The sequence below is a fragment of the Microcoleus sp. D2_18a_D3 genome, from assembly GCF_036702455.1.
GTDB lineage: Bacteria > Cyanobacteriota > Cyanobacteriia > Cyanobacteriales > Microcoleaceae > Microcoleus.
Window position 1 is genome coordinate 1 of the sequence record NZ_JAUBTK010000025.1, and the last position, 24,084, is coordinate 24,084.

Below are 24,084 nucleotides of genomic sequence, written 5' to 3' on the forward strand. Positions count from 1 at the left end.
CAGGTTTGGCTTGTTCCATCCCGCTCGAAGAGCCGGACAGTCTATAAGCCCCTAGCTTTAGCTATGGGGTTCCTGACAATTTCGATAGAGGAACTCCCAGCCATCCAGTAAAGTTTTGTTTCTGAATAGCGGTGGGCTGTTCCACCGGCACGATCGAGTAACGCATCGGGCGCGGCGGGGCGAGAGTAACAGGACAAGTCCGCAGTTCGTCTTGGTGAAAAACTGTCACCGAGACGATATCCCCAGGCTTGAAATCTTTTAGTCTCTCGCCCGCTTGTTCTACATTTACCCGAAAACCTTCGAGCGCCAGCAACTCGTCTCCAGCATCAATTCCGGCCAATTGTGCCGGAGATTCAGCTTCGACAAATTTCACCATTTCCCGCCCGTTTTCCAGTCCCAACGTCCAACCGATGCGAGGTGTTTGGTCAATTTCACCTGCGATGAGTTCCAGCCCGAAAGGTTCCAGATACTTGTTGTAAGGCAACTCTTCTGTGCCGTCAATATAGCGGGCGAAAAAGTCGCTCAAATCGATGCCGGCGACCGACTCGATCGCACTTTGCAACTCTTCGGGAGTAAAGCCTATTTCTGCTGGCAGCGAAGGAGAATTTAACTGTCCGTTTGAGGTTAAATACGCCGGCTTGCCGTCTGTTCCCGACTTCAGGTCAAAATCGTCGTTTTGGGCAGAATTAGCATTGCCAAACTTCTGCCACATCAAACGCATCACATCGTCGAGCGATCGCTCATTGCCGTGTTTGGCGCGAATCAACAAATCCAGCAAAAACGACACAATTTCCCCTTTCAAATAATAGGAAATCTGCGAGTTGTCGCTATTAGCATCCCGGCGATAAAGTTTAATCCAAGCATCCCAGCTCGACTCGCTCAGAGGCTGCACGCTCCGCCCCGGAGTCGTCTGCAAGCGAGTAATTTCCTTAGCCATACCTTGGAAAAAACCTTTCACGCTGTAGATACCCGCTCGAAAAGGAATCACCAAATCGTAATAACTGGTAGTGCCTTCAGAGAACCATAAAGAAGGAGTGTAATTTTCTTTTTCGTAGTCAAATACTTCAAGAGCTTTCGGTCGAATGCGCTTGACATTCCACAGGTGAAAAAACTCGTGAGCTACCAACTGAATAAAGCGTTCATACTTTTCCTTAGCCCGAAAACCAAAACGCGGATAGTTGAGAGTGCAGCTCTCCTTGTGTTCCAAACCACCAAAACCAGAGCCGGACAAATGCAGGAAAAACACATAGCGTTCGTAAGGCAAACCGCCGAACATTTTTTCCTCGACTTCGATCACTTTTTTGATGTCTCGAATCGTGCGATCTGGTTCTAAATTGCCTTTTCCCCAAACAACTAGCTGGTGGGGTTTTCCCATCACTTCAAAATCGTATACTTCGTGACAGCCAATCTCAAAAGGACTGTCTGCGAGAGTGTCAAAATCCGCAGCAGCGAAAGTAAGATTTTGGTCAGAAACAGGTGGCAAAGTCGTAACGGTGCGCCATTCGGGCTGCGGTGGCACAACGGTTACGGTGTAGCAGTTGCTTTCAAAACCGGGCAAGAAAAAGCACAAAGCCGCCGGATTGAAATAACCGTGCGTCGAGTCTAAATGATTGGTTCGCACTGTCAGTTCGTTGGCAAAAATGCGGTAGAAAACCGTGACATCTGACACCGAATCGGTCTCGATTTGCCAGTGATTTTTGCTGAGCTTGCGCCAAGGTAAAGCTTGAGCGCCCGCATGGGAGCTAAAATCTTGCAGGTGGCGGGCGTATTCTCGAACCAAGTAAGAACCGGGAGTCCAGACAGGCATTTTTAAATCCAGAACCGGCTCCGACCAACCTTGCACGCGCAAAGTTACTTCAAAGAGGTGGGATTCAGGATTCGGCATCGCCACCGAATATTGAATTGTCGGTGCTGTTAGTTGCCCCTGACGGTTGTCGGCAGCCGACGAGGTATCCAAAGAAGTAACATCAGTCATTGACTTGCCAAATTAATCAAGTGCTTGAGGTTGATCAAATGGATAGTTTCGCGGTCTGGATCTATTTTGATCCAACCTTTACTATCGAGTTTTTCCATAATTTTGCTGGTTTCATCTAGGGTGATATCTGTGACATCAGCTAAGTCTTCATAAGGAATATTGAAGATCTCTTTGCCCTCAGCAGTTTTCTGACCGTAGTTTTCTGCCAGCTCGACTAAAGTATTTGCTAGTTTAACCGCTGGCTGGCGGTTTCGGAGTTGATAGCGGTGATTGGTTTGGCGGAGCCGCCGCACCATCAGTTGCAGCATCCGGTGGTGCAATTGCGGGTCTTTAAACAGGGTTTGGATAAATCGCTGAGCTGTGACGCTCAGCAGCCGCACCGGCGAGAGAGCAAGTACGTCATTCGATCGAGGAGATTCGTCCAGAATGGCCATTTCGCCGAAGAAGGCACCCCGTCCTAAAATAGCCATTGATACAGCTCGATCGTTTGACAAGCGGCGGACTTTTACCCAGCCAGACACGACAAAGTAAATCGCGTTGCCCCAAGAATCCTCCATCACCACAGCTCGGCCCGGGGGATACTCATGCTTGACGGCATTTGATAGCAGCCCTCCCAAGGTTTCTGGGTTAGCACCCTTAAATAGAGGGAATAGCTCACTGAAAGCTTCTGTCTTCATCAAAAAAATGGGTAGAAACTCCGTCCTTCTAGGACGGCTTTATATTGTCTTTTTTTGATTACTACCGCCTTGGGACTGGTTGGCTCGGTGTGCTTTTGTGTTGCACTTTCAGCGGGACAATTACCGCCTCAAACTTCCCGGCCCTGTACGCATAGTGTTTTGCTCTTTCGAGCCTCCCTTTCGGGGTGATGTTAGCCTGCGCCTTGGTTTAGTGAGCTTGTTGGGCCCAAAGCACTGCCCCAGTGACATTAGGGCTGTTTAACCTTCAGCGACAGAGCCCAAAACTGGCTTCGCATTCAAGGAGTGTCGTGACTCAAAAAACGTAGTCAGTTAAGACGATGGCCCGTCAGAATGGCTTGTCAGATTACTCTTCCAAGCCTCACGCCGTCAGGGCTGAGGTTCCTGACGCAAACTCGCGGAGGTGGGAAATATGATTAGGCGACACCCAACAGCTAGGGAACGATCGATGTTTGGGAACACAAACAATCCGTTGCTCCTTTAATTGATGATAAGGGTGCAGAGGCCCGGTTCACGTAAAATTGACAGATTCTTTAATCTTAAACGGGTTTACAAGCCTGCCACTGCCTGTTGAACTTTGCCCAACAGAGGTTCTATGTATTCTGGCCAGCCGATCGCGATTGACTGGGTGTGGGCCAGAGTCTCCGGCTCGATCGCATCTTTAGTCCACCTCAGCGGTTGACCTTGCAAGTCGCAACAAACCAATCCGGCTGCTTTTGCTAGAGCCAGAGGGCCGGCGGTATCCCACACTTTAACTCTGCCGTTGAGATACAGGTACAAACCAGCTCGACCGAAGATAACTTCCATCACTTTTAAGCCAAAGCTGCCCAGCGAGTAAAATTCTGCTCCGGGGATGCTTTGGGCGATCGCCCGGGCGTAGTTTTTTTGGTCTTTGTCTCCGAGAACAATTTTACAATTTTCCGGTGTCGGAGCCGGGGGTTTGCACAGGGCGATCGGCTGCGGCGCTTGGGCTCCCACAGTTTGGAACAATCCCCAATCTTTGCCGCCAAAATACATTTGGTCAAAAGCCGGGGCATAGAGCCAGCCGGCCACCGGTTCCCCCTCAAGCAGCAGCCCCACCATCGATGCGTAGTGCAGTTTTCCCCGAATAAATTCTTCAGTCCCGTCGAGGGGATCGATGCACCAGAGGCGCTGGTAATTGGCCCCGTAAGCTGCTCTGGATGCGACGTTTTCCTCGGTGATCCTGCCGTCTTCAGGAAACAAAGCGCTAAATGCTGCCGATAGTTGTCGGTCTAGGTATTGATCTATACTTGTCACGTAGTCGTTGGGCCCTTTCTCGCAAACTTCAAAAGGTTGGGCTGCGAGCTTGTAAGCTTCTTGACCGCACTCGCGCAGGGTGTAGCGAATTTTTTGGTCTTGCTCTGGAGAAATATACATGAGGTTAAACATAAATTTTTTAGCTAACTTCAGCATAAAAGCTTAAGTCCTTGGAATCGATCGGCGCGTTTCACTGTTTTTGACTCGTACAGGATTTGCGCGCGGGTGTCGAGAAACCCGGTTTCCTAACCATCAGGGTCGTTGCTATACAAGCCCCAGACAGCATTAGTGGAACTCAAAAAAATTTTAGACACTAAGCAGATACTAAGCTGTCCCGTATCTAAATTGTATTTTTGGGGCGGGCGAGACACCCACCCACAAAAATTTCATCAAACTTGACTATAAAATCTAGATGCGCCTTATACCAATTCACTATGAAGCTGCATTTAATATAACGCTAAGGATATAGTTCCAACCAGAAAGACATCAGCCTCATTTAGTGTATCTTCATAGTGAAGTGGTATTAGCTTACTAAATTTATCTGTTTTAAAATCTAAAATCTAAAATCCCGTGACCGATCACACCAGCACTTTCAACAGTAGAGGATAGAATTTTATGAGGTTAGATAATTTGTACCAGCACCACAATTATAAGGAGAATACTTTGAAATACCATATGGCATTAGGTCGCAAAATAGACCTAGATGGGATTGACCGCGATGCACAACTCGGCAAATGCCCTCGCCACGTCCTGCGGGCTCTCAGAGAACGCTTAAATGCTACCGTCCACGCCCCGGATGGCGAAGCGATATCGTTGAGTGACAAGCTGCGATCAAAAATTTCTTCTAAACCCGAACATTGGGCCGCCGCGCGCAAATTGTCCGAGCAAGTCAGCAGCGACGACGTGATATTTTGTACGGGCGAGGACATTGGGATTCCAGTAGCGGCGGTCTGTGGCCAATTGCCTAATCGCCCGAAAATTGTTGTATTTTTCCACAATATCGATCGGCTGCGCGGCCGCGTCGCCCTGAAACTATTCGGTTTGGCTGACAAAATTGACGTATTCATTGTCAACGCCCGCCCTCAAATAAACTTCCTCCGCAGCTATTTAGCTATACCTGAATCGCGCATTTTAGTGCTTCTAGAACAGACAGACACCCAATTTTTCACACCTGGCCCAGCTTCTGGCGAGAAAAAGCGGCAAACAGTTGTTAGCGTCGGATTAGAAAAGCGCGACTACCGACTCTTAGCAGCAGCAACGGCTGACTTAGATGTTGACGTAAAAATTAGCGGTTTTTCTAAAGATGCCAAAGCTTTATCGCAAGCTTTCCCCGATACTATGCCAGAAAATATGTCGCGCAAATTCTACGAATGGCCGGATTTAGTGCAGCTTTACCGCGATGCAGACGTAATTGCAGTGTGTTTGGTAGACAATAAATATGCTGCTGGAGGTACGGCTTTACTGGAAGCAATGGCCTGCAAGCGGCCGGTTGCCATTACTCGGACTCAAGGTCTCGTCGATTATTTAACGGCCCCGGATATTGCTAAAGTGGTAGATGTGGGAGATGCAGCAGGTTTGCGCGAGGCGATCGTCCATTTGCTAAAAAATCCTCAAGAAGCTGAATCTCAAGCGCAGCGGGGCTACGAAATGGTTGTGAACCAGCACAGCAGCGAACCTTATGTCGATATTTTAGCCCAGAAGCTGCGATCGCTTTCATAATAATGTATGGTGCGCCTCGGCGCACCATAACTCACGCCCAGAGAATGCACAATGCACACCTTACTGCTATAGATAAAAAGCCAAACTATTTATTACCTAAGTCATCTTTAAAAAGTAATTAATTATGAGTTGCAGTTACTAATTAAATTTCACAGCAGTTACTTACCTACTAAATAAACCGGGTTTTAAAAAAATATAATCGAAAGCCTTAAGGAAGTATTTTCGTTCATCAAACCCGGTTGCTGTGCCCCTGACTATCTCACTCAAAACTCACAAATCAAAACTATTAAGACTCCCGTCCACTCGCCCATTTATCCCGCCATTTCACAGTCCCTTCCGAAACTAAAACCCAGCGGCGACAAACCAGATTTTCTCGCAGCGGCGACAGTCCTTCCCGTAGCAGCGCATACTTATAAGAAATCAACTTCCCGGCACTTTCATTAAAAGGAATTTCCCCGAACCAAGTATTAGTATTGATATACTCCAACGGGTAGCCCTTACTAATATCCCAATTCCCCAATTCAGGACAATCTCCAATCACCACAATTCTTTCCCCAGGCTGAGTTTGAACGCTGTTAAGCTGCGCCCGCACAATAGTTTTCGCCTTAACTCGCTCTCCGACGCGGCTAAAAATCATTACTTCCCGCGAACCCAACTCTAAATTGTACAGCATCCCATCTTTAACTTCAAACTTGCGGCGCGATAAAACCTCCGTATGCTCTCCATCAGGCAGCTCAGTATCAACCTCTTCAATTGTAACTGAATTGCCACGATTCATCGCTACAAACACCACAGAATCGCGATAGCGGCGCACGTAACAATAAACATCAGGAGTTAGATATTTTTGCCACTGACTCCCCATCGAAATAGCTGGATTCAGCCGCCGCAATCCCGACAGCAAACGCACAGCTCGGTAAATCGGCGAATCAGTATCCCACTTTTCCATCATCGGGCGGTTGTAGGGGTCATTTCCCCCATCTGTATCATCGTGCAGATACTGTTCGGTGCCGTAATAAATGCAGGGAATGCCGCGAGTCGTCATAATTAAACCTATCGCCAACAGCAGCATTTCTGGATCGGGATTCAACGACTGAAACCTCGGCATATCGTGGTTGTCAATAAAAGTAATCAACTCCGTCGCCCCGTAGTAGCGGTGATCCAAATTCAGGACATCTTGGACTAACTGAAATCCCGCCTCCGCACCCTTTCCCAATACTTCTCGAATTGCCACGCACAGACCAAAATCTAATATAGTCATCCCCGACTCGTTGACAAATTCCACAGAACGATCGTTTCTAGGGTCGCTGTAAATCCATTCGCCAAAAATGAAAACATCAGGTCTGTGTGTTAAAATGTCAGCATTAAATTCCTGCCAAAACCAAATAGGCATATGCTTGACTGTATCAACCCGCAAAGCATCAACACCTCTGTCCAGCCATTGTTTAATTGCTGACTTAATGTAATTGCGGTATGCAATATTGTTTTCGTTGAAAGTTGCTAAACCCGACAGTTCGCAGTTTTGAACTTGCCATTCATCTTCCCAGTTTTTGACTTCGCCGTAGTGGTGATACCAGTTATCTTCATCGTCGTTAAAGTCAGCTATTTTTACGCCGTCGTCGTAGAGTTCCCCTTTTTTGCCGCTAAAATCAGGGTTGCTGTGATTGCAGACAATATCGAGCACGAGTTTCATGTTTCGCTGGTGCAACTCGTGTACTAATTTGTCAAATACCGTATCTTTACTTTCTTGTGTTTGGTTAATAGAAGGATTGTCGCCTGTGGCAATAAAGCGGGGATTTAGTCGCTTGAAATCTTTAGTCCAGTAGCCGTGAATTGCAGCTTGTTCGACAAATAATGCTTCAACTTGCTCGAACAGTGGAGTCAGCCAAACGGCGGTAACTCCCATATCTTTTAAGTAATCGAGTTTGTCGATAACTCCCTGCAAGTCGCCACCCCAATATTTGCCCCAATCTTTCCCTTCTGGATCGTAAAGTTCTGGGTTTGGGCCTTCGTTATTTTCGGGGTCGCCGTCGTAAAAGCGATCGACTACAATGAAATAAATTGTTTCTTGTCGGAATTCAATGTCTCTGGTGTAGAGGAATTCTAAATCGATTTCGCTTTCTGGCTTAACTTCTTCTACCAGAGACTCAATTTTGTCTTCTGGTTCGCTAACTTCGTATTGAGAGGAAGTTTGATTGGGAGTGACTGATGTCATGAGATGTATTTTTTTATATTGTAATATTCGTCAGTTATTCGGAGCTAGAGTCGGAGATAGCTTTCCCCTGTGACTGACTTTTACAGCATCATACGGAATTTACTGGTTTAATGAAATCTTCCTTTAGACAGAGGGCAGACTCATCCTTGAGCATTAAGTGGATGAGAGTTAATCTTTAGCGTAATTCTTAATCCAAGAGGCAAATCCTCAAAAACCTACGCTACCAGGCTGAGCCTGGTAACGAGAAAAGGTGCACTACTTGTGCGATCGCACTTTTTCCCTTCCTTCTATTCCTCCCGCAAGTTTTGGATATCTTCAACGCTCAAACCAGTAGTTTGACTAATGGTTTGATTGTCAAGGACATTGAGAAGTTGGCTAGCAATTTCCAGAGCTTTTTCTCGCATTCCTAGTGCGAGTCCTTCTTCTCTGCCTTCTGCGAGTCCTTCTTCTCTGCCTTGTGCGATTCCTTTTTCAATTCCCTTGAGCAAGACACCCTGCTGATCGAGAATAAACATTTCGCGTTATTCTAAATCTGCCAACTCCTCTGGATTCAAATTAGTTTCTTTGGCAATCGCAAAAGCTTGCTGTATTTCCGATACAGTTTCCATTGTTGGCGGCACTATTTCCAAGATGGGAGCATTTTTCATAAAATAAATCCACTTGTCAGTCAACGTTTCTAACTCATCCAATTGTTTATTGAATTTTGGCAATTCTATAAATGGACATCCACCCAAACAAACCCTACCTAACTACAGCCACCGCAGACTCTGGCACCTGAGAATGCTCCACCCGGAACACATTGGCGCTCAGATTAGCAACAATTTGTTTCCCCTGCTGCGTCAGTTCCAAATAGCCGATCGCATCCTTCACATACCGATAAACCACATTCCAATAAAACTTCGGATAACCATCCCGCAACTCCCCCGGATTTTGATAGCCCAAAACCAGATTCTGCCCAGTCTCCTCAAACTCGTAAAACAGCGCCGCAATCTTTTGCAAATATCGCGGATCGCTCAACTGACCAATTAAATCGGCAGCCCGAACTAAACCCGGATAATTTACCGTATCTTGATAATCTTCATCTGCAGGAACCGGGAAACGAGTCAGCTCAATATTACGTTTAACCAGCTCAGCATCAATCAGTTTGTGACCGCCAAAACGCTCGTCAATAAACATTTTTCCGCGATCGACATGATAAGGCATCAAACTAGCATCCGTCGCCCCCGGAGGCAGCGTTAATTTCAGGTCGCCTATTCCCGTCGCATACAATCCCAAATCTGTTCTATCTTGCCGACAAACACCTTTAACATACCCGATATCGTGACATAGCAAAGCAATGTGAAAGTGCAGCCAATCTTCGCAGGAAACACCCCCTTCGCGGATGTGCTTCCCACCCAGAATTGCTTGTCCCACCAAGGTCACTAAAATAGTGTGTTCGACATTATGGTAAAGAGCATCGCTATTAGCAATATTTTCTAAAGCCATACTCGCCACCCAAGCAATAATCTCGCCATAGTCAGATTTAAACCCGCCGTAAGTGTGGCGGTAGCCTTCAATCAGCCGATTGACAAAAGCCTTAATAAGCAGTTCAGTTGCGTTAAACATATTGACTTCCCTCATCCCACCTAGATTATTAAATTATTTTTATAGTTATTGTTTTTGCTGCTACCGTTTGATGTTATTTTTGGCTGAAGCGCCACGATGGATACCCACTCCTATCGAGAGGCATCCATTGATATTATCAACAATTATGGCTTAAATTATGGCTCTCGCAACTACCAGAGCGACAGACCCCATAAATAATTGATCTCAATGGGCGATCGAGGTATGACACCCCTCTATCAGTAGTACAGGGTTACATCTTCCGCGCATACCTCAGTCGATTTTAGATTTGAGATTTACTCGACAGATACATCTGGGGGCGGGAAGCAGGATCTAAAATTTTGGGTTTCTCACTACTCTTGTCGGAAACTTCTATCTGTTTTGGCTGATCCCGCCCACACACGAGAGCGAAAGCGTAAACCAATTAATTTCTCATACACAGGATTAAGCTTGCACATAGGCGCTATGTGGAAAAAATGGTGTCCCAATAACTAGATATCTCTCTCACAAGAACACCCTGCGAGTATAAGTTGGCACACCACTTAGTTACTGGTGGCTCTCCCACTGCAATGCTATCGAGCCACTGTCGCACGGGTTGCACGAGGATCTCGCGAAAAGTTAAGTCTTGGCACTGATTTTCCGGGAAAATACTTGTAGTCAAGTTCATGATTAATCTCAGTAATCATTACTAACAAAAACTTATGAATCACCCGACTTAATCATCAACGAAACCCACTGTTGCGCCGGTGACGGGAAGAAGTTTTACGGGTGGCACTCGTCGCCCCCAAATGTGATGCGAAGGGCTAGCATTTGTGATTTAAAACTCGCTAAAGTGTGAGACAGATCACGCCCCCTGTTCCCTACAGAATGTATATTTAGATAGATGGCAAAAAAATAAGACAGAATAAGTGCCAGCCCTCCGTCGCAGCTTCCCCCTCCCATCATCTGCGATCTATTACTCTGTATACTTACTAATATAAGGTTTCAGGCAATGATTAAACAAAAACATAAATATGCCGACCTTGCTCAACTCTCCCACACTGATACCGTGTTCCAAAAACTCCCTGTAGAAGTTAAAGATTGGGCAGAAAGCTTGCCTTGGAACCAACGGCGCTATGTCCTGTCCCTCTGCTACATATTGTGTGCATCTACTCCCGACTTGCAAGCAGAATTTTTAGATGATTATACAGCCGACGGTTTAGTCTCAAAAATGTTTGAAGATGTAGATACTCTACACCGAGTCAAAGAGTATTTAATCAGATTTCGAGTCAAAAAACAATTAAACGAATCAGATTTAAGAAGCTACATCAAACAATTTTATATCCACTCTGCTCAACAATCGCGGCGAGAAACTGACCAATATTTAGAATCGGCCCTCCGCTTCGTCTTGAGTACAGAAGAACGCAATAATGTTTTTAACTACATTTTGGGCTTTGAATTTATTAAAATTGTGTTTCAAATGAGCTGGTTGCAACACGAAAGATTAGCGAGACTCCAAAAAAATCAGTCGCAGTTTATTGAAACCTATATCAAGCCGATTCAACATGCACACAGAATTAATGGCCTAATTCTACCGAAAGATGAGAGAATCTTTTTTGCCAGACGCACCTATTACGTTCAACTGCCTAACATTTCCTACAGAAAGCTCATTGAGTTAGTCATGGCAACTTTTACTACAGAAATGGTGAGTAATTGCGGATTTTCTATCAGCCGCCACTCTCAAGCTCTGCGTTTTGACTGCGATTACATTTATGATCCAGAACCAGAAGAAGAAAGATTTCCTACTGACTTGCAATTTATTCATTAACTGTACGCAGTAAGCTGTAGCATACATTGCTTTTTTCTCTTTATATCGTTTCCGGTTGCATCGCCATAATAAAATCCCGTCAACAGTTAACACTCAACCCTTGAGTTTTTCCACCCCTCCTTCTACAGTCAACAGTCAAGAGTCAACAGTCAACAATTCCGGAGGAGTGCAACCGGAATTGATATTACTTTTAGTTTCGCGTTGGACACAGGAGAGCTTTTGAAGCATGAGACTTCTAGTCGGCAAGTTTAAATAGGATTTGGCAGCCGGATTTTATATAAAATAGGATGGCTGCATCAATTAACCTTCCGCTTGCATTTCTTCAATGTCAAACCAGCTAACTATCACTCCCGCTAGCGGAATAGCTAGAAATATACCTAAAAGTCCTGCCGATCTTGCCCCGACTAACAGTGCAAAAAATACCACTACCGGATTCAGGTTAAGGGAATTTTGCATGAGTCTCGGATGAATATAGTTGTCTTGAATTTGCTGCAAAACAATGCAAGCTGCCAAGACTTTTAAAGCTAGCCACACATTTTGAGACAATACAATAAAACATACTAAGCTAATTCCCAGCGTCGCTCCGATCCCTGGAACTAAATCAAACAATCCGATAATAAATGCTAAAATCAAGGGAAATTTCACATCTAACAGCAGGAAGATTAAAAAACTTGCTGTTGTCAAAAATAACATTAACAGGATTTGTGCCTGAAAAAATCCTAAAAAGTTTTTCTCTATTGTTACACTTAAACGCCTGTGCAGGTGTCGGGGTATAAATTTGAGAACTAACAGCCACAGCCTCTCTCCATCAAGTAACATGAAAGAAGCCACTACCATAATTAATATTAAATTCAATAAATTGGTTAAAAATACTTGTAAAAAAGCAATACTCGATACAACTCCAGCCAAAGCTTGATTTCGCAGTTGTTCCTCAATAACTCGCAGGTTAACTTGCAGGTTTCTCGCCCGCAGGAATGCTTCGAGGCGCTCGGACAGAGGCGCTAAAGCATTCACAAATTCAGTCATGCTGTCAATTAATTGCTGTCCTTGAGATAAAAGAGTGACGCCTACGGTGACGGTGAGACCGCCAAAAACTAAAATGGTGAGCAAGACAACGAAGGCGACAGCTAAACTTCGCGGTAAAAATTTCTGGAGAGTTCGCACCGGATAGTTGAGCAAAAAAGCCACGAGTGCAGCAATCGTGAAAACCGCGACTGCTGTTTCAAAGTAAGCTAAAAGTTGCAGTCCAGCCCAACCGGAAGCAAATAAAAGCAAAAACCGGACTAAGGCTAAATTGCTTAGCATATTCCAAAAATTGGGAGGGGTTTTTTCTTGCTCTTTCACAGGGATTTTTAGGGGTTAATAATAGCTCAAAAATATTGCAGAGCCCTCTTTTAGAATGGCACCCAAGATATATCTGTGGCTATCCCCCTCAAGGCAGAAAACAGATGTCGAACTGAGGCAGGGGTGGGTTCTATTCACCATAAGCTCGATCGTCACGAATGCCACGAATGCCGAATCAAACACAAGCGCGATCGAACAAACAGCCTTTATGACTCTAAAACCGCCTCGGAAACTCTTTGCGATGGCATTATTTGTCATGGCAGGCCCCCAACTAGGAAACAAACGCTCAAACAAAGCCGACGCCGAAAAACCGGGTTTCAGTGCCAGTGGCGAAAAATTTCAACTCTGCTCCGTGGAAGATAGTATGAACAGGTCAATTTTTGGGATACTAGAAACTAGCACTCAACTTAGCTGAGGAATAAACGTGCTGCTATCAAAAGGCTTTGAAGTAGAAATGTATACCGGCACCCCCGAAGGTGAGGTTGTCGGTCTCTCCGATCGCATAGTTGCCGATCTAGAGGGATTTGTGCGGGAGCCTGATAGCCGCAATGTGGAGTACACGACCGCCCCGCTGTGCAGCTACGATCGCCTGCTGTGCGCTTTAGTCAAGCCGCGAGTCCGGCTGCGCGAGTATTTAAAACAATTGGGCGACTATACCTTGCTGCCGGGAAGTACCTTGTCTCTCGGGGGGAGCGATCGATTTTACAGATCCGATCCCAACAACCCCTACCACACCTACATCGAGCAAACCTACGGCACCAAAGTCGTCACCGCCAGCATTCACATCAACATCGGCATCTCCCAACCAGAAATGCTGATGCGGGCCATCCGCCTCGCCCGCGTCGAAGCACCGCTGTACCTTGCCTTGAGCGCCTCTTCCCCCTTCCTCGACGGCGAAGTCACCGGCTATCATTCCACTCGGTGGGGTTTGTTTCCCAAAACTCCCGCCATCGTCCCCCTGTTTGAAAGTCACAAGCATTACATTCAGTGGACTGAAGAACAGCTAGAACTCGGTACTATGCAAAACGTCCGCCATTTGTGGTCTGCAGTGCGACCAAATGGCGATCGTCGCCCCTACTGTCTCAACCGCCTCGAACTGAGAATTTGCGACCTCGAAGTCAATCCTCTGGCTTTGTTGGCCATCACTGCCTTACTAGAAGCTCGCATCTGGCAGATGATGGAAGACCCCAGCTTAGACCCTTTAGAGCTCAGCGCCTTGCCAGCAGCCACCCGCAACCAAGACTTAGTTGCTCTCACAGACGCCAACGAAATTGCTGCATCCGAGCAAAGTTTGGATGCCGAACTTACCCACTGGCAAGACGGCAGAACTATTCTGGCACGAGATTGGATTGAGGAAATTTACCGCGAAGTGTGGCCGATCGCCAAAAAACGTGGCTTTAGCTGCTTTCTCTCGCCCCTCAAAAAGATTCTTCGGGAAGGCAACACGGCCCAGCAGTGGTTAAAGCTACACGAGGGCGGTTCCGACACCCGCAGTATTATTCTGCAAGGGATTCAGGGGATGGCTCACCAAGAATGGGAGCTAGAAGATAACTTGTGCGCCCAGTTAGTTGCCTGAAGTATCGGCGGTTATTATAACGGGGGCTTTCACTAGCCCCTGGCTATGCGTACTCAGCCAATACAAATAGCCCGAACCTCCCGGTCAATCGATTTTAGATTTTAGATTTTAGATTTTAGATTGACTTGCGCGAGATAAATACGTTCGGCAAGTTTCATCGGATACAGGTTTTTTGTTTCTGGGTCCTGAGTCTGCTTTCGGAATGAATCACGTGGCGGGTATCCTGGATGCGGGAATTGTCAAAAGTTGCAGAGCACCTCCCAAAAACCAATCAGAATATTTAATCAATGGAGCTCGACAAAGGTTATAAATAAAAGCTATAAGGTATATCTACCTGTGGGTAGTTTTATAAATTTCCCAAGAGCTGTATTTTTCGCTTTTAATTAGCTTCATGCCCCAACTTGTCTTGATTCACCCGCAAATCCCCCCGAATACTGGCAATATCGCCCGCACTTGCGCTGCCACAGGCACGGAACTGCATTTAGTTGGCCCGCTGGGGTTTGAAATTAGCGATCGCTACCTGAAACGGGCCGGCTTAGATTACTGGCCCTACGTCAATCTCCAGTGCCACGAAGACTTAGCGGCTTTTCTGACTTATCGGCAGCAGCGCGGGGGACGATCGATCGGATTCAGCACTGGCGGGCGATGCAATTACGCGCAATTCCAATTTCAGCCCAGCGACTGGCTGATGTTTGGCTCGGAAACGGTAGGCATTCCCCAATTCGTCTTGGATGCCTGCGACGCCACAGTTTTTATTCCGATGAGCCAGCCTGGAGTCAGGAGTTTGAACCTCTCCGTCAGCGCCGCTGTGGGTTTATTTGAGGCTAAACGACAGTTGGGCGAGCTGGGATAAATCATTATCAACACATAAATATATAGAGATTTAATAGCTGCCGGAGGCGGCCAAATCTCCATTTAAATATAAGAAATTTGTATCAAAGGGGTGAAAATCTAGATAGCCGACATTAATATATTTTATTCATTCAAAAACAGATTGTTATCAGCAACACCAAATGACTACAAGAGGATTCAGCAACAAAAATAAATAATTTTAGCGATTTAGGGCGTCAGCGAGCACCAGCTTAGGTCTGAACACTATATCTAGTAAATATACGGTTGTAGCCTGTCCGGAAATTAGCCTAAAGTCGGATAATAGGTAAGAGTTCAGAGCCTTACGGGAATGAAGATTTTATGTATTCGTTCCAGCTATTGCGGTGTAAGGCTTTTGGGGTTAATTGCAGCAGGTTTGACCGAGAATTTTAAAATTTCTGACGGTTTGAGCTTGTCTAAATTAAAAAAGCAAGGTAATCTGGCCTAAGCATGATAGCTGTCAACAATCAGAATATTTTTGCTTGTTGATTTAAATTCAGCGTCATGCGATCCCCTTGAGTGTTTCCAAGGACAGTTAGCGCTTCTCAGTAGGAGGTCGTTTTTTTGAAACGAACATATCCCCAAATTAAGCCTGTTCAGGCTAGTGAAATCGACAGAGACGGTTCTGCGGAACCATCCAAACAGACAACGCTCAGCACAGGCAGAGTTCGCTCTCTCGCCACGATCGGGCTGGCAATATCGGTAGGTGCTTCTGGCATCCTGTTACCGAGAAATGGAGACAGCGCTCGCGCGTCTGAACTCGCACCGACATCGGAATCCACCGCTGAAGTACAGCCAGTATCGGCCAACGGGCCCGCTACGTCCGCACAAGTTGACGGTTCCAGGGCCGAACAGCCCGGAGCACCTTCTGAGCCGGCGACGGTTAAGGTGCAGGAGGGGCAAAGCCTTTGGGAGCTTTCTCGGGATTATCAAGTTGAACCGTTGGTACTAGCAACGGCCAACGACATCAAACCCGATACCATACTCCAAGTTGGCCAACAGCTCAGAATTCCGACTGCGACGGAAGCCACACCACAACAGAACGCCGGCTATAGCACATCGGCTTCGCTAGATCGCGCAGCGACGGTCAATCCCGAACAAGAGTTAAATCTGACTGGCTCCGAGCCATTTGATAGTGCAGCAATGACAGCGCTGCCATCAACCGCAGCGACCCCGCGGGTCACGATGGTACCGGAACAAAGTTCGATCGATATCCCGAATGCAGACGGGGCGATCGACAGTTTGAAAAAACAGGAAAACCGCACCACAGAATCGGGTCGAACGATGTTCGGGTCGGAGGGGGGAGCAAATTTATCTACACCTGCGGCATTTTTGCCGGAGTCAGCACCGACGCTGACCTCCCCCGGATATGCAACTGGGACAACTATTCCTGACCTCGATGCCACACCTGTACTTCCCAATTCCGGGGGAGGTCAAGCAGCATCGCCCGATCGAGCATTCGAGTCAATTGAACAGTCTTTGGCAACACCCAGTTTGCCCTCGGCTGTGCTAGTCCCCCCTGCAGGAAGTACCGCCGGGCCGGCTGAGGTTCTCTACAGCGTGCGTCCGGGAGATACGGTAGATGCGATCGCCAAAGGTCACGGCGTATCGCCCAAAGATCTGATCTCCGTCAACAAGCTCGGCAACCCCAACTTGCTGAATGTCAATCAACGGCTCAAAATTCCCCAAGTGGGGTTGAAAAATCCAGGGGTGCAGGCGGCAGCCTCTTATTCGGCCTCCAACTCTACATCTGTCTGGGCGGCGAGTTCGGTTCCCGCATCTTTGAACCCCAGCTCGTCTACCTCGGAAATAGCCGGTGCTGGCGTTGCAGCCCCCGCGCCCAAAGTGCCTGTTGTTTCTCCCCTGGAGAACCTGGAAGGCCTGAACAACATTTCAGCGCCGATGGTTCCCCAAATTAACAGCATTCCGCTGACTCAAGTTTCCCAAACCATTAGCGATCCACGGAAGCTGGATCTTCAAGGCGAACCAACATTTACAGGTGCAGTTGACACCAGTTCCCTGCCTGGACCAGCCAGTGCCACTGCTACCGCCATCGCTACGGGAGAATACCCGCAGCCGATCAGCTTCGTGGCAAATACTAGCGCCCAGGGTTCAAATGCCGCTCCAACTAGCGCTTTACCAGAGTCGAATTCGGAGGCTCTCCCCACCGCAGAAGCTCTCAACCCTTATTCCGAACGCTTGAGGGCAGAAGTTGTCAGGCTGCGAGAGGAATATCGTGCCTCGCGCAATTCGATCGGCGCCAATGCGGTGTCCCTGGCTCCAAATGACGGGCCCTCGGTCAACCCGTCTGAGGATATGCCAAGTGTCAATCCATATCTCTACACCCCCGACTATGCTGAGGCGGTGCAGAATGAAATCAGCAGACCGCCATCGAGAGCCTGGTCTGAGCAGGTTCAGAAGCAGCAGCAAGAGCGTTTAGACCCCGCTCGCGCAGCGGAACTGCAACCGATCAACCTGACGCCACAAAGCACTCTGGAACAGCCGGTAGTGGCAACTGCTCCTTTGGGAGCCGAGGGTTACGACCCCCTGAGCAACCCGTCTTTGGGACGCATGGTTTCTCCAGAACTGCCTCCGCTTTCGAGCCCTGATACTTATCTGCCTAACGGCAAACAACAGTCGGCTAACGGGTTTATTTGGCCGTCTAAGGGCGTTCTGACTTCTGGCTACGGTTGGCGCTGGGGACGGATGCACAGGGGAATTGATATTGCAGGGCCGATCGGCACGCCAATTGTGGCAGCATCAGACGGGGTGGTTACCTATGCTCAGTGGAACGACGGCGGCTACGGGTATCTGGTGGAAATTACCCATCCTGACGGCACTGAGACTGTCTATGCCCACAACAGCCGAATTTTGGTGCAAAAGGGTCAGAGAGTCGCTCAAGGGGAACAGATTTCAGAAATGGGCAGCACTGGCTTCAGTACCGGGCCGCACTTGCACTTTGAAATTCATCCCCCCGGACAGGGTGCTATCAACCCAATGGCTTTACTGCCCGACGATGCGTCCAGCGCTTCTCGGTAACGACAGGTCGGAAGTTATGGGTTTTGAATGATTACCAAAACTCATAACTTTTACGTCAAGTCATTAGAAATAGTGTTGTTTGAAAACGAGACATAGCTAGCCCTACCGTGCTACGATAGTAAATCGTGAAGTAGATTTGGCTCAGTGGCGCAGTGGTTAGCGCAGGGGACTCATAAGCCCAAGGTCGCAGGTTCAAATCCCGCCTGAGCCATTATTAAATCAAAAAAACTGCGCTCTCAAATTTGAGAGCGTCTTTTTTTGATCGATCGAGAAGATACTTGTAGTCGTTATGAGTATGATATATTTGTAACAGTTCGTAAAAAAGGAAACAAAATCTATGACCAGTGAATGCCTCCGGGTTGGTCAAGCTGCACCCGATTTCGCAGCGACAGCCGTAGTGGATCAGGAATTCAAGACAGTGAAACTGTCCGACTATAAAGGCAAAAAGTATGTAGTCCTGTTCTTCTACCCCTTGGACTTCACCTTTGTGTGCCCAACTGAGATTACAGCATTTAGCGATCGCTTCGAGGACTTCAAGAAAATCGATACCGAAATCCTCGGCGTATCCGTTGACAGCGAATTCTCTCACCTCGCTTGGATACAAACAGACCGCAAATCAGGCGGTGTCGGCGACCTCAACTATCCCTTAGTTGCTGACCTCAAAAAAACAATTAGTTCGGCCTACAACGTCCTAGACCCAGAAGCAGGCATTGCCCTCCGAGGTCTGTTCATCATCGACAAAGAAGGCATCATCCAACACTCTACTATCAACAATCTTGCCTTCGGCCGCAACGTGGACGAAACTCTCCGAACTCTGCAAGCTATCCAACACGTCCAGTCTCACCCCGATGAAGTTTGTCCCGCCGGCTGGCAGCCCGGTGACAAGACCATGACTCCCGATCCTGTCAAGTCTAAGGTATTCTTTGCTGCGGTTTAAGCCGATTATATTTGTAGGGACACGGCGCTGCCGTGTCCGTACCCGCAGAGGCATTTATTTAACCGGATTTTTAATTACCAATTAGCAATTAGCAATTACCCAATTAGGAAATATGCTGACTTCTACTAATTTTAGCGGCTTGTTAAATGAGCGGTTTTTCCAAAATTTATTGCCTGTTCCGGCGAGTAATGTTCTGAAGCTGGGACAGAGGACGCCAGATTTTGAATTGCCGGATATTAATAATGGCAAATTGGTGCGGCTGTCGAATTATCGGGGCGATAAGCCGGTAGTCCTGGCTTTTACGCGGATTTTTACAGAAAAGCAATATTGCCCTTTCTGTTTTCCTCACATTAAAGCTTTGAATGAAAACTGGGAAAAATTTGCCGATCGCAATATAGAATTATTGATGGTTGCCAGTACCGACGATCGCCAAAGCCAAATTGTGGTTAGAGATTTAGGCTTGAAAATGCCTCTGCTTTCTGATCCAGGCTGTCAAGTTTTTCGGGCTTATCAAGTCGGTCAGGCTTTAGGTGCTCCTTTGCCTGCTCAGTTTGTTTTGGATGCAGATGGAAAACTCCTCTTCAAACATTTGTTTTCTTTCATAGACCACAATGCTAGTGTAGACACTTTGTTGAAATATAGCCTTTCTCAGTAACATGAGGTGCACGGTTGATAAGCGGGCATAGGGCATAGGCCTCCGTGGGCATAGGGCATAGGGCATACCTCACCCAGATTGAGAACTGTTGTATGTCGATCATCGGTAAGGATATCAGTGCTGTGTCCTAATTTGGAGTTTTTCACCGCTGATGTACGCTGGTTTAGGCCCATCAGGGGGTTTTTTTCATCGGTTGACACTGGCTGTGACAGCTCTTTAGTCATAAATACTTATTGTGCCAATTGCGATGGCGGAATTTTGCCATATTCGCTCGACATTAATCTAGGCTATAGCTTGAAGGTACTTAGTACAAGTTTAAGCCGATGTCGTCTCCCAAAGATCGATCGAGCAAAATTGAATTGAGCGTCTTAGCGTCGCATCCTGAGTTGTTGACAGGTTTAGATGGGTGGCTGCGGCTAGGTTTACTTTCGCCCGCTGAGGTTGAGCAATTGTGCCGACAGTATTTAGTCTGCCCACTCAGAGATCCCGCTGTAGATTTTTCTGAAATAGAAAACCCGCGAGATCCTATTGCCGAGCCAAAAGTACCTGCCTTATCAACGCAAAAAGCAGTACCTAGCCGCAGAGAAAGCGTTGCTAGGCCCACAGAAACTACTCAAACCCCTAATTTTATCGCTCAAATTTTGCACTCGCTAATGGCAGAAATTAGCGTGGTGTGGCTGTTGTTTTTAGGAGTGTTCATGGTAGTTGTCTCCTCTGGAGTCTTAGCTGCCAGTCAGTGGGAAAGATTTCCGGCCGCCGGACAATATGGAGTTTTGTTAGCTTATACTTTAACCTTTTGGACAATTAGCAGTTGGGCAAACAGACAGCAGAATTTGCACTTGACTGCTCAAACTTTGCAAGAAGTGACGCTGCTGCTAGTGCCGATCAATTTTTGGGCAATGGATACTTTTGGATTGTGGCGGTATCCTTGGGATTGGGCGGTAGCAATCGCAGCGGCACTTATTTTGACTTGGATAACTGCCCGGATTATCAAATATCAATATCAAAGCTTTTCAGGAAAAAACATCGCTCGCTCGATCGCCCTAAATCACTTGGGATTGAGTTATTTGCACTGGGGGTGGGCATTTGCCGGTTTTTCCCTCGCTGCTGTTTATTTGGGTACAGTGGGAACTGCTGCTACTACAGTGTATCAAGTTCAGCAACAACGATTGCAATCTATCCAACGTGGGGGAAATACTGAAACATTCCCCGCTGCTTTCAGTTTGAGCAGAGATTTTCTGACTTACAAAAAAGCAGCTTTAGTAGCTTATTCGTTAGGGATTCTACTGGGTCGAGCGATATTTGTCAAGGATGTAAATATCGCTGAAATGGGTTTAGCTTTGGCGATTTGTGGCGTGCTTTTAGCATGGCTGGATTGGCAGCAACCCCGGCCATCTGGGACTATTGAAAACAATATATCCGACCAGCCAAATCCCAGCAACTTTTTTAAATGGCAATTAGCGGGAATGGGTTTGTTGGGTTTGGGCTACTTGGTTTGTTTTCGGGACATTCCGCTACAGGCGATCGCAGTTAGCGGATTGGCTGTTTGGTTTTTTTATAACCGTTTAGTGCGGTTTTGGCAAGAGTTTGATTTGCTAATGCTGGAGGCGGTGGGACTTCAGAGTATTTGGCTGTTTTGGCGAGTGCTTCCTTTAGGGATTAAAACACAAGTTGTGGCATTTTTAACTCAGCTTACAAACTCTCAGGAAACTCCTTGGGCTTTTTGGGGTGTTCTGCTGTTGCCTTATTTAATTTTAATAGTAAGTGCGGCGCAGTGGCTCTACCGCAAGCGAAAGTTTCAACTTGCCAGTTTTGGCGAAAACCTTGCTCTCGGTTTGGGGAGTGCTTTAACTGTTATTAGTTTTGTCAATCCGTTTTGGCGATCGCTCAATTTATTGGTATCTACTTTAATTTTAGGTTGGATCACTTGGAAATACGTCATTCCCGATAATTCCCGGCGAGTTTCGAGGCCGGCTTCTGGGGCTGAACAACGGGGAAATCCGGCAATTTTGGTTCCCCTAACTCACATTATTGGTTTAGGCGCGATCGCTTCGGCAATTGACTTATTTTTTCCCAACCAGCCACCCAATATTTGGTCGGCAATATTATTGATTTTTATGGTGGCTGAGTGGGTATTTTTTGTCTGGATGAAAGCGGCGAATTCGCGAGAAAATTCGGCATTTTTTCGCTGGCATCCTGCATGGTTCCAAAGTTCTTGGTATGTGGGCTTAGTATTAGCAGGATTCAGCTTTATAGTGTTGCAAAATTATGTGATTGCCGGTACTGCCACTCATCGCCATCAGTGGAGTTTGCTCTGGCTGGCGACTCCTTTGGCATTGACTGGTGTTGCTAAATATACTGAGGTTCCTCACAAACGAGTTGCCAGTACCTTTAGTGCGATCGCCCTAATATTCGCACAAGTTCTAATTTTTATTTTTCCGGGATATCGGTTAATTGGTTTGGGGGTTGCCGCCGGATTAATGTTGGTCAATACTTACTATTTAGTCGAGATACCAGCGGCTGCGATTGGAGTGGGGTTTGGCTTGAGTTTCGTAGCTGCGGTGATCGATCAATTAGGTTTTGTGTCGGGTTGGGATTGGGGAATTGCCGGGGCGATCGCACTTTTGTCTCTGTGGTTGCTTCGCAGCATAATAGTTCGTTTTTCCAGCCGTTTGCCTGAGTCTTCTCAATTAGCTGAAATTTACGAGCGAGCTTTAGATGGGTGGGCAATCTTACTGGCAGGCTTGCTGTTAACAACTATTACTTTTTATTCCTATGAACTCTACGCAGGCAGTAGCTTGAGTTTCCCGCCCTCGGCTGAAGTTTTGGCTGCTATTTTGGTGATAATGGCTGCGATTATTTTCCGAAGTTTACGCCAAGTTTCCCCTCTGGCAATTTATGCTGTGGCTTGGAGTTTGGAGTTGTTGACAGCAGTCGGTTTGAGTTTTGTCGATCGCACGACGATTAATTTGGCAGTGGCTAATATTGCTCTCGGATTGTTTACTCAATTGTTGGGGGATTGGTGGCGGCGCCGACACCGCGATCCAACAATTTTACCTAGCATTCATTTTATACCTTTGGTTTACGGCGTATTGGGTTTAACTTTCCGATCGCACACTTTGACGAATTGGACTGGTTTAACTGTGTTGGGTGCGTCTTTAATTGCGATCGGCATTGGTAGGCGGGAGCCAGAATTCAAACCTTTGGTTTATTTAGGATTAATTGGCGTCTCCGTTGCTGCTTACGAATCGCTACTCTATCAACTTTTTCAAACACCAGGAGGAGCTTTTGGCGATGGCTTAATTGTCCTGGCCACTCTCGGCACAACTTTAACATATATCTATCGAATTTTATCTCCTTGGCTCAGTAATTATTTACATTTAACCAATGCAGAGTTAAAAATATTTGCTCACCTGCACTGGGTTTTGAGCAGTTTGCTGCTGATTTGGGCTTCTGCCTATGATATTAAATCTGGCTTAAGTTTAGGATTAGTCACTGGTGCTTTATTAGTTCAATATGCTTTCTTGCAAGGGCGAAATAATCTCGATCGCCAATGGGCAGAAATTTGGATTTACTTGGGCTGGCTAGAAGCCTTTGGTATCCGGCTTTACTGGATCAATACGCCTTTAGTTAAGTATATTTCCGGGCCGCTGGGGCCTTGGAAAGTTGCCTTCGCTTCCCTATTAGCCTATTTCATTTACATTTTGCCTTGGGACAACTGGGGTTGGTCAAAAAAACCTTGGCAGGTAATTGCTTCGCTGATTCCAATAGTTACTATTTTGGAAAGTCCGGCTAAGTTTTATCCGATTAGCTTGCTGATAGCTGCTACCTTCTATTTTTTCCTGGCTTGGGAAAGGGAGGAAGTCCGTTTTACCTATGTGAGTGTGGCGATAATTGACTGGATAATGCTGCGGTGGTTTGGGGAAATGGGATTTACTCAGCCAGAGTTTTATGTTACTCCTTTAGGACTTTCTTTACTTTACATTACTCAGTTCGATGGCACTCTCAAATTACCCGCACAAAAACCGCTGCGCCACACTGTGCGAATAATCGCAACGGCGCTGATTTGCGGGATGCCTCTTTTGACTCAGCAAAGCCACGGTTTAGTTGCGGGAGCTTTTAGTTTGGCGGCTATTGCAGCGGGTTTGGCGCTGCGAGTTCGGGCATTATTGTTTGTGGGAACGGCTGTATTTTTAATCAATGTTTTCTATCAGTTGGTGGTTCTGATCTTCGATTATCCGCTGATAAAATGGGCAATTGGTTTGGCTTTTGGGATTGTGTTTATCTGGATTGCTGCTACTTTTGAAACGCGGCGCGATCGCATTTCTGCTTTTGTGCAGCATTGGGTTGGGCAATTGCAATCCTGGGATTAGAT

17 protein-coding genes, 1 tRNA gene and 1 pseudogene are annotated in these 24,084 nt (G+C 46.8%); 10 read left to right on the forward strand and 9 right to left on the reverse strand.

Annotated elements, in window-relative coordinates:
- Positions 1–61: 61 nt before the first annotated feature.
- From QUB06_RS13995 to QUB06_RS14005, 3 genes are all read right to left on the reverse strand, one after another.
- On the reverse strand, positions 62–1,975 hold the full coding sequence (locus QUB06_RS13995) for a M61 family metallopeptidase (protein WP_333435753.1): 1,914 nt from the start codon (positions 1,973–1,975) through the stop codon (positions 62–64).
- A complete protein-coding gene (locus QUB06_RS14000; protein ID WP_333288543.1) occupies positions 1,972–2,652 on the reverse strand; it encodes a Crp/Fnr family transcriptional regulator in 681 nt (226 codons plus the stop codon). Before QUB06_RS14000 ends, QUB06_RS13995 begins: the two co-directional genes overlap by 4 nt.
- 567 nt (positions 2,653–3,219) lie before the next feature.
- Positions 3,220–4,080, reverse strand: a complete 861-nt coding sequence (locus QUB06_RS14005; RefSeq protein WP_333435754.1) for an inositol monophosphatase family protein — start codon at positions 4,078–4,080, stop codon at positions 3,220–3,222.
- A gap of 483 nt (positions 4,081–4,563) precedes the next feature.
- Here QUB06_RS14005 and QUB06_RS14010 point away from each other — a divergent pair, with 483 nt between their 5' ends.
- Complete coding sequence (locus QUB06_RS14010; RefSeq protein WP_333435755.1) at positions 4,564–5,667, forward strand: glycosyltransferase family 4 protein; 1,104 nt, start codon at positions 4,564–4,566, stop codon at positions 5,665–5,667.
- Positions 5,668–5,953: 286 nt separating this feature from the next.
- Here the strand turns inward: QUB06_RS14010 and QUB06_RS14015 are convergent, their stop codons facing one another.
- The 5 genes and pseudogenes from QUB06_RS14015 to QUB06_RS14035 form a co-directional block, all read right to left on the reverse strand.
- On the reverse strand, positions 5,954–7,879 hold the full coding sequence (locus QUB06_RS14015; RefSeq protein WP_333435756.1) for an alpha-amylase family glycosyl hydrolase: 1,926 nt from the start codon (positions 7,877–7,879) through the stop codon (positions 5,954–5,956).
- 287 nt (positions 7,880–8,166) lie between these two features.
- Positions 8,167–8,598, reverse strand: a pseudogene (locus QUB06_RS34700) (Rpn family recombination-promoting nuclease/putative transposase); the annotation flags it as partial.
- A 22-nt stretch (positions 8,599–8,620) separates the two neighbouring features.
- Entirely contained in the window at positions 8,621–9,484 is an 864-nt protein-coding gene (locus QUB06_RS14030) for an Npun_R2479 family HD domain-containing metalloprotein (protein WP_333435759.1), read from the reverse strand.
- Positions 9,485–9,834: 350 nt separating this feature from the next.
- Complete coding sequence (locus QUB06_RS34705) at positions 9,835–9,939, reverse strand: Mo-dependent nitrogenase C-terminal domain-containing protein (protein WP_445251384.1); 105 nt, start codon at positions 9,937–9,939, stop codon at positions 9,835–9,837.
- Between the two features lie 5 nt (positions 9,940–9,944).
- A complete protein-coding gene (locus QUB06_RS14035) occupies positions 9,945–10,148 on the reverse strand; it encodes a hypothetical protein (RefSeq protein ID WP_333435760.1) in 204 nt (67 codons plus the stop codon).
- A gap of 324 nt (positions 10,149–10,472) precedes the next feature.
- Here QUB06_RS14035 and QUB06_RS14040 point away from each other — a divergent pair, with 324 nt between their 5' ends.
- Complete coding sequence (locus QUB06_RS14040; protein ID WP_333435761.1) at positions 10,473–11,288, forward strand: cobyrinic acid a,c-diamide synthase; 816 nt, start codon at positions 10,473–10,475, stop codon at positions 11,286–11,288.
- A 300-nt stretch (positions 11,289–11,588) separates the two neighbouring features.
- Here the strand turns inward: QUB06_RS14040 and QUB06_RS14045 are convergent, their stop codons facing one another.
- A complete protein-coding gene (locus QUB06_RS14045; protein WP_333435762.1) occupies positions 11,589–12,632 on the reverse strand; it encodes an AI-2E family transporter in 1,044 nt (347 codons plus the stop codon).
- Between the two features lie 55 nt (positions 12,633–12,687).
- On the opposite strand from QUB06_RS14045, the gene QUB06_RS14050 reads away from it, so the two are divergent.
- From QUB06_RS14050 to QUB06_RS14085, 8 genes are all read left to right on the forward strand, one after another.
- On the forward strand, positions 12,688–13,047 hold the full coding sequence (locus QUB06_RS14050; RefSeq protein ID WP_333435763.1) for a hypothetical protein: 360 nt from the start codon (positions 12,688–12,690) through the stop codon (positions 13,045–13,047).
- Positions 13,048–13,056: 9 nt separating this feature from the next.
- A complete protein-coding gene (gene gshA, locus QUB06_RS14055) occupies positions 13,057–14,208 on the forward strand; it encodes a glutamate--cysteine ligase (protein ID WP_333435764.1) in 1,152 nt (383 codons plus the stop codon).
- 391 nt (positions 14,209–14,599) lie between these two features.
- Complete coding sequence (locus tag QUB06_RS14060) at positions 14,600–15,061, forward strand: tRNA (cytidine(34)-2'-O)-methyltransferase (RefSeq protein WP_333435765.1); 462 nt, start codon at positions 14,600–14,602, stop codon at positions 15,059–15,061.
- Between the two features lie 581 nt (positions 15,062–15,642).
- Positions 15,643–18,117, forward strand: coding sequence for a peptidoglycan DD-metalloendopeptidase family protein (locus QUB06_RS14065; RefSeq protein ID WP_333435766.1), 2,475 nt, complete (start codon positions 15,643–15,645; stop codon positions 18,115–18,117).
- 138 nt (positions 18,118–18,255) lie between these two features.
- Positions 18,256–18,328: transfer RNA gene (locus tag QUB06_RS14070), tRNA-Met, on the forward strand.
- Between the two features lie 126 nt (positions 18,329–18,454).
- Entirely contained in the window at positions 18,455–19,054 is a 600-nt protein-coding gene (locus QUB06_RS14075; RefSeq protein ID WP_015178160.1) for a peroxiredoxin, read from the forward strand.
- A gap of 112 nt (positions 19,055–19,166) precedes the next feature.
- Positions 19,167–19,709 (forward strand): redoxin domain-containing protein, encoded by a 543-nt coding sequence (locus QUB06_RS14080; RefSeq protein ID WP_333435767.1) that lies wholly within the window; start codon positions 19,167–19,169, stop codon positions 19,707–19,709.
- A 323-nt stretch (positions 19,710–20,032) separates the two neighbouring features.
- Complete coding sequence (locus QUB06_RS14085) at positions 20,033–24,082, forward strand: hypothetical protein (RefSeq protein WP_333435768.1); 4,050 nt, start codon at positions 20,033–20,035, stop codon at positions 24,080–24,082.
- Positions 24,083–24,084: the final 2 nt, after the last annotated feature.

Coding starts and splice junctions, on each gene's coding strand:
- QUB06_RS14000 (WP_333288543.1), bottom strand. CDS start 2,652: ATGAAGACAGAAGCTTTCAGTGAGCTATTCCCTCTATTTAAGGGTGCT.
- QUB06_RS14050 (WP_333435763.1), top strand. CDS start 12,688: ATGGCACCCAAGATATATCTGTGGCTATCCCCCTCAAGGCAGAAAACA.
- QUB06_RS13995 (WP_333435753.1), bottom strand. CDS start 1,975: ATGACTGATGTTACTTCTTTGGATACCTCGTCGGCTGCCGACAACCGT.
- QUB06_RS14030 (WP_333435759.1), bottom strand. CDS start 9,484: ATGTTTAACGCAACTGAACTGCTTATTAAGGCTTTTGTCAATCGGCTG.
- QUB06_RS14075 (WP_015178160.1), top strand. CDS start 18,455: ATGACCAGTGAATGCCTCCGGGTTGGTCAAGCTGCACCCGATTTCGCA.
- QUB06_RS14015 (WP_333435756.1), bottom strand. CDS start 7,879: ATGACATCAGTCACTCCCAATCAAACTTCCTCTCAATACGAAGTTAGC.
- QUB06_RS14035 (WP_333435760.1), bottom strand. CDS start 10,148: ATGAACTTGACTACAAGTATTTTCCCGGAAAATCAGTGCCAAGACTTA.
- QUB06_RS14085 (WP_333435768.1), top strand. CDS start 20,033: ATGTCGTCTCCCAAAGATCGATCGAGCAAAATTGAATTGAGCGTCTTA.
- QUB06_RS14060 (WP_333435765.1), top strand. CDS start 14,600: ATGCCCCAACTTGTCTTGATTCACCCGCAAATCCCCCCGAATACTGGC.
- QUB06_RS34705 (WP_445251384.1), bottom strand. CDS start 9,939: ATGTGCAAGCTTAATCCTGTGTATGAGAAATTAATTGGTTTACGCTTT.
- QUB06_RS14010 (WP_333435755.1), top strand. CDS start 4,564: ATGAGGTTAGATAATTTGTACCAGCACCACAATTATAAGGAGAATACT.
- QUB06_RS14005 (WP_333435754.1), bottom strand. CDS start 4,080: ATGTTTAACCTCATGTATATTTCTCCAGAGCAAGACCAAAAAATTCGC.
- QUB06_RS14040 (WP_333435761.1), top strand. CDS start 10,473: ATGATTAAACAAAAACATAAATATGCCGACCTTGCTCAACTCTCCCAC.
- QUB06_RS14080 (WP_333435767.1), top strand. CDS start 19,167: ATGCTGACTTCTACTAATTTTAGCGGCTTGTTAAATGAGCGGTTTTTC.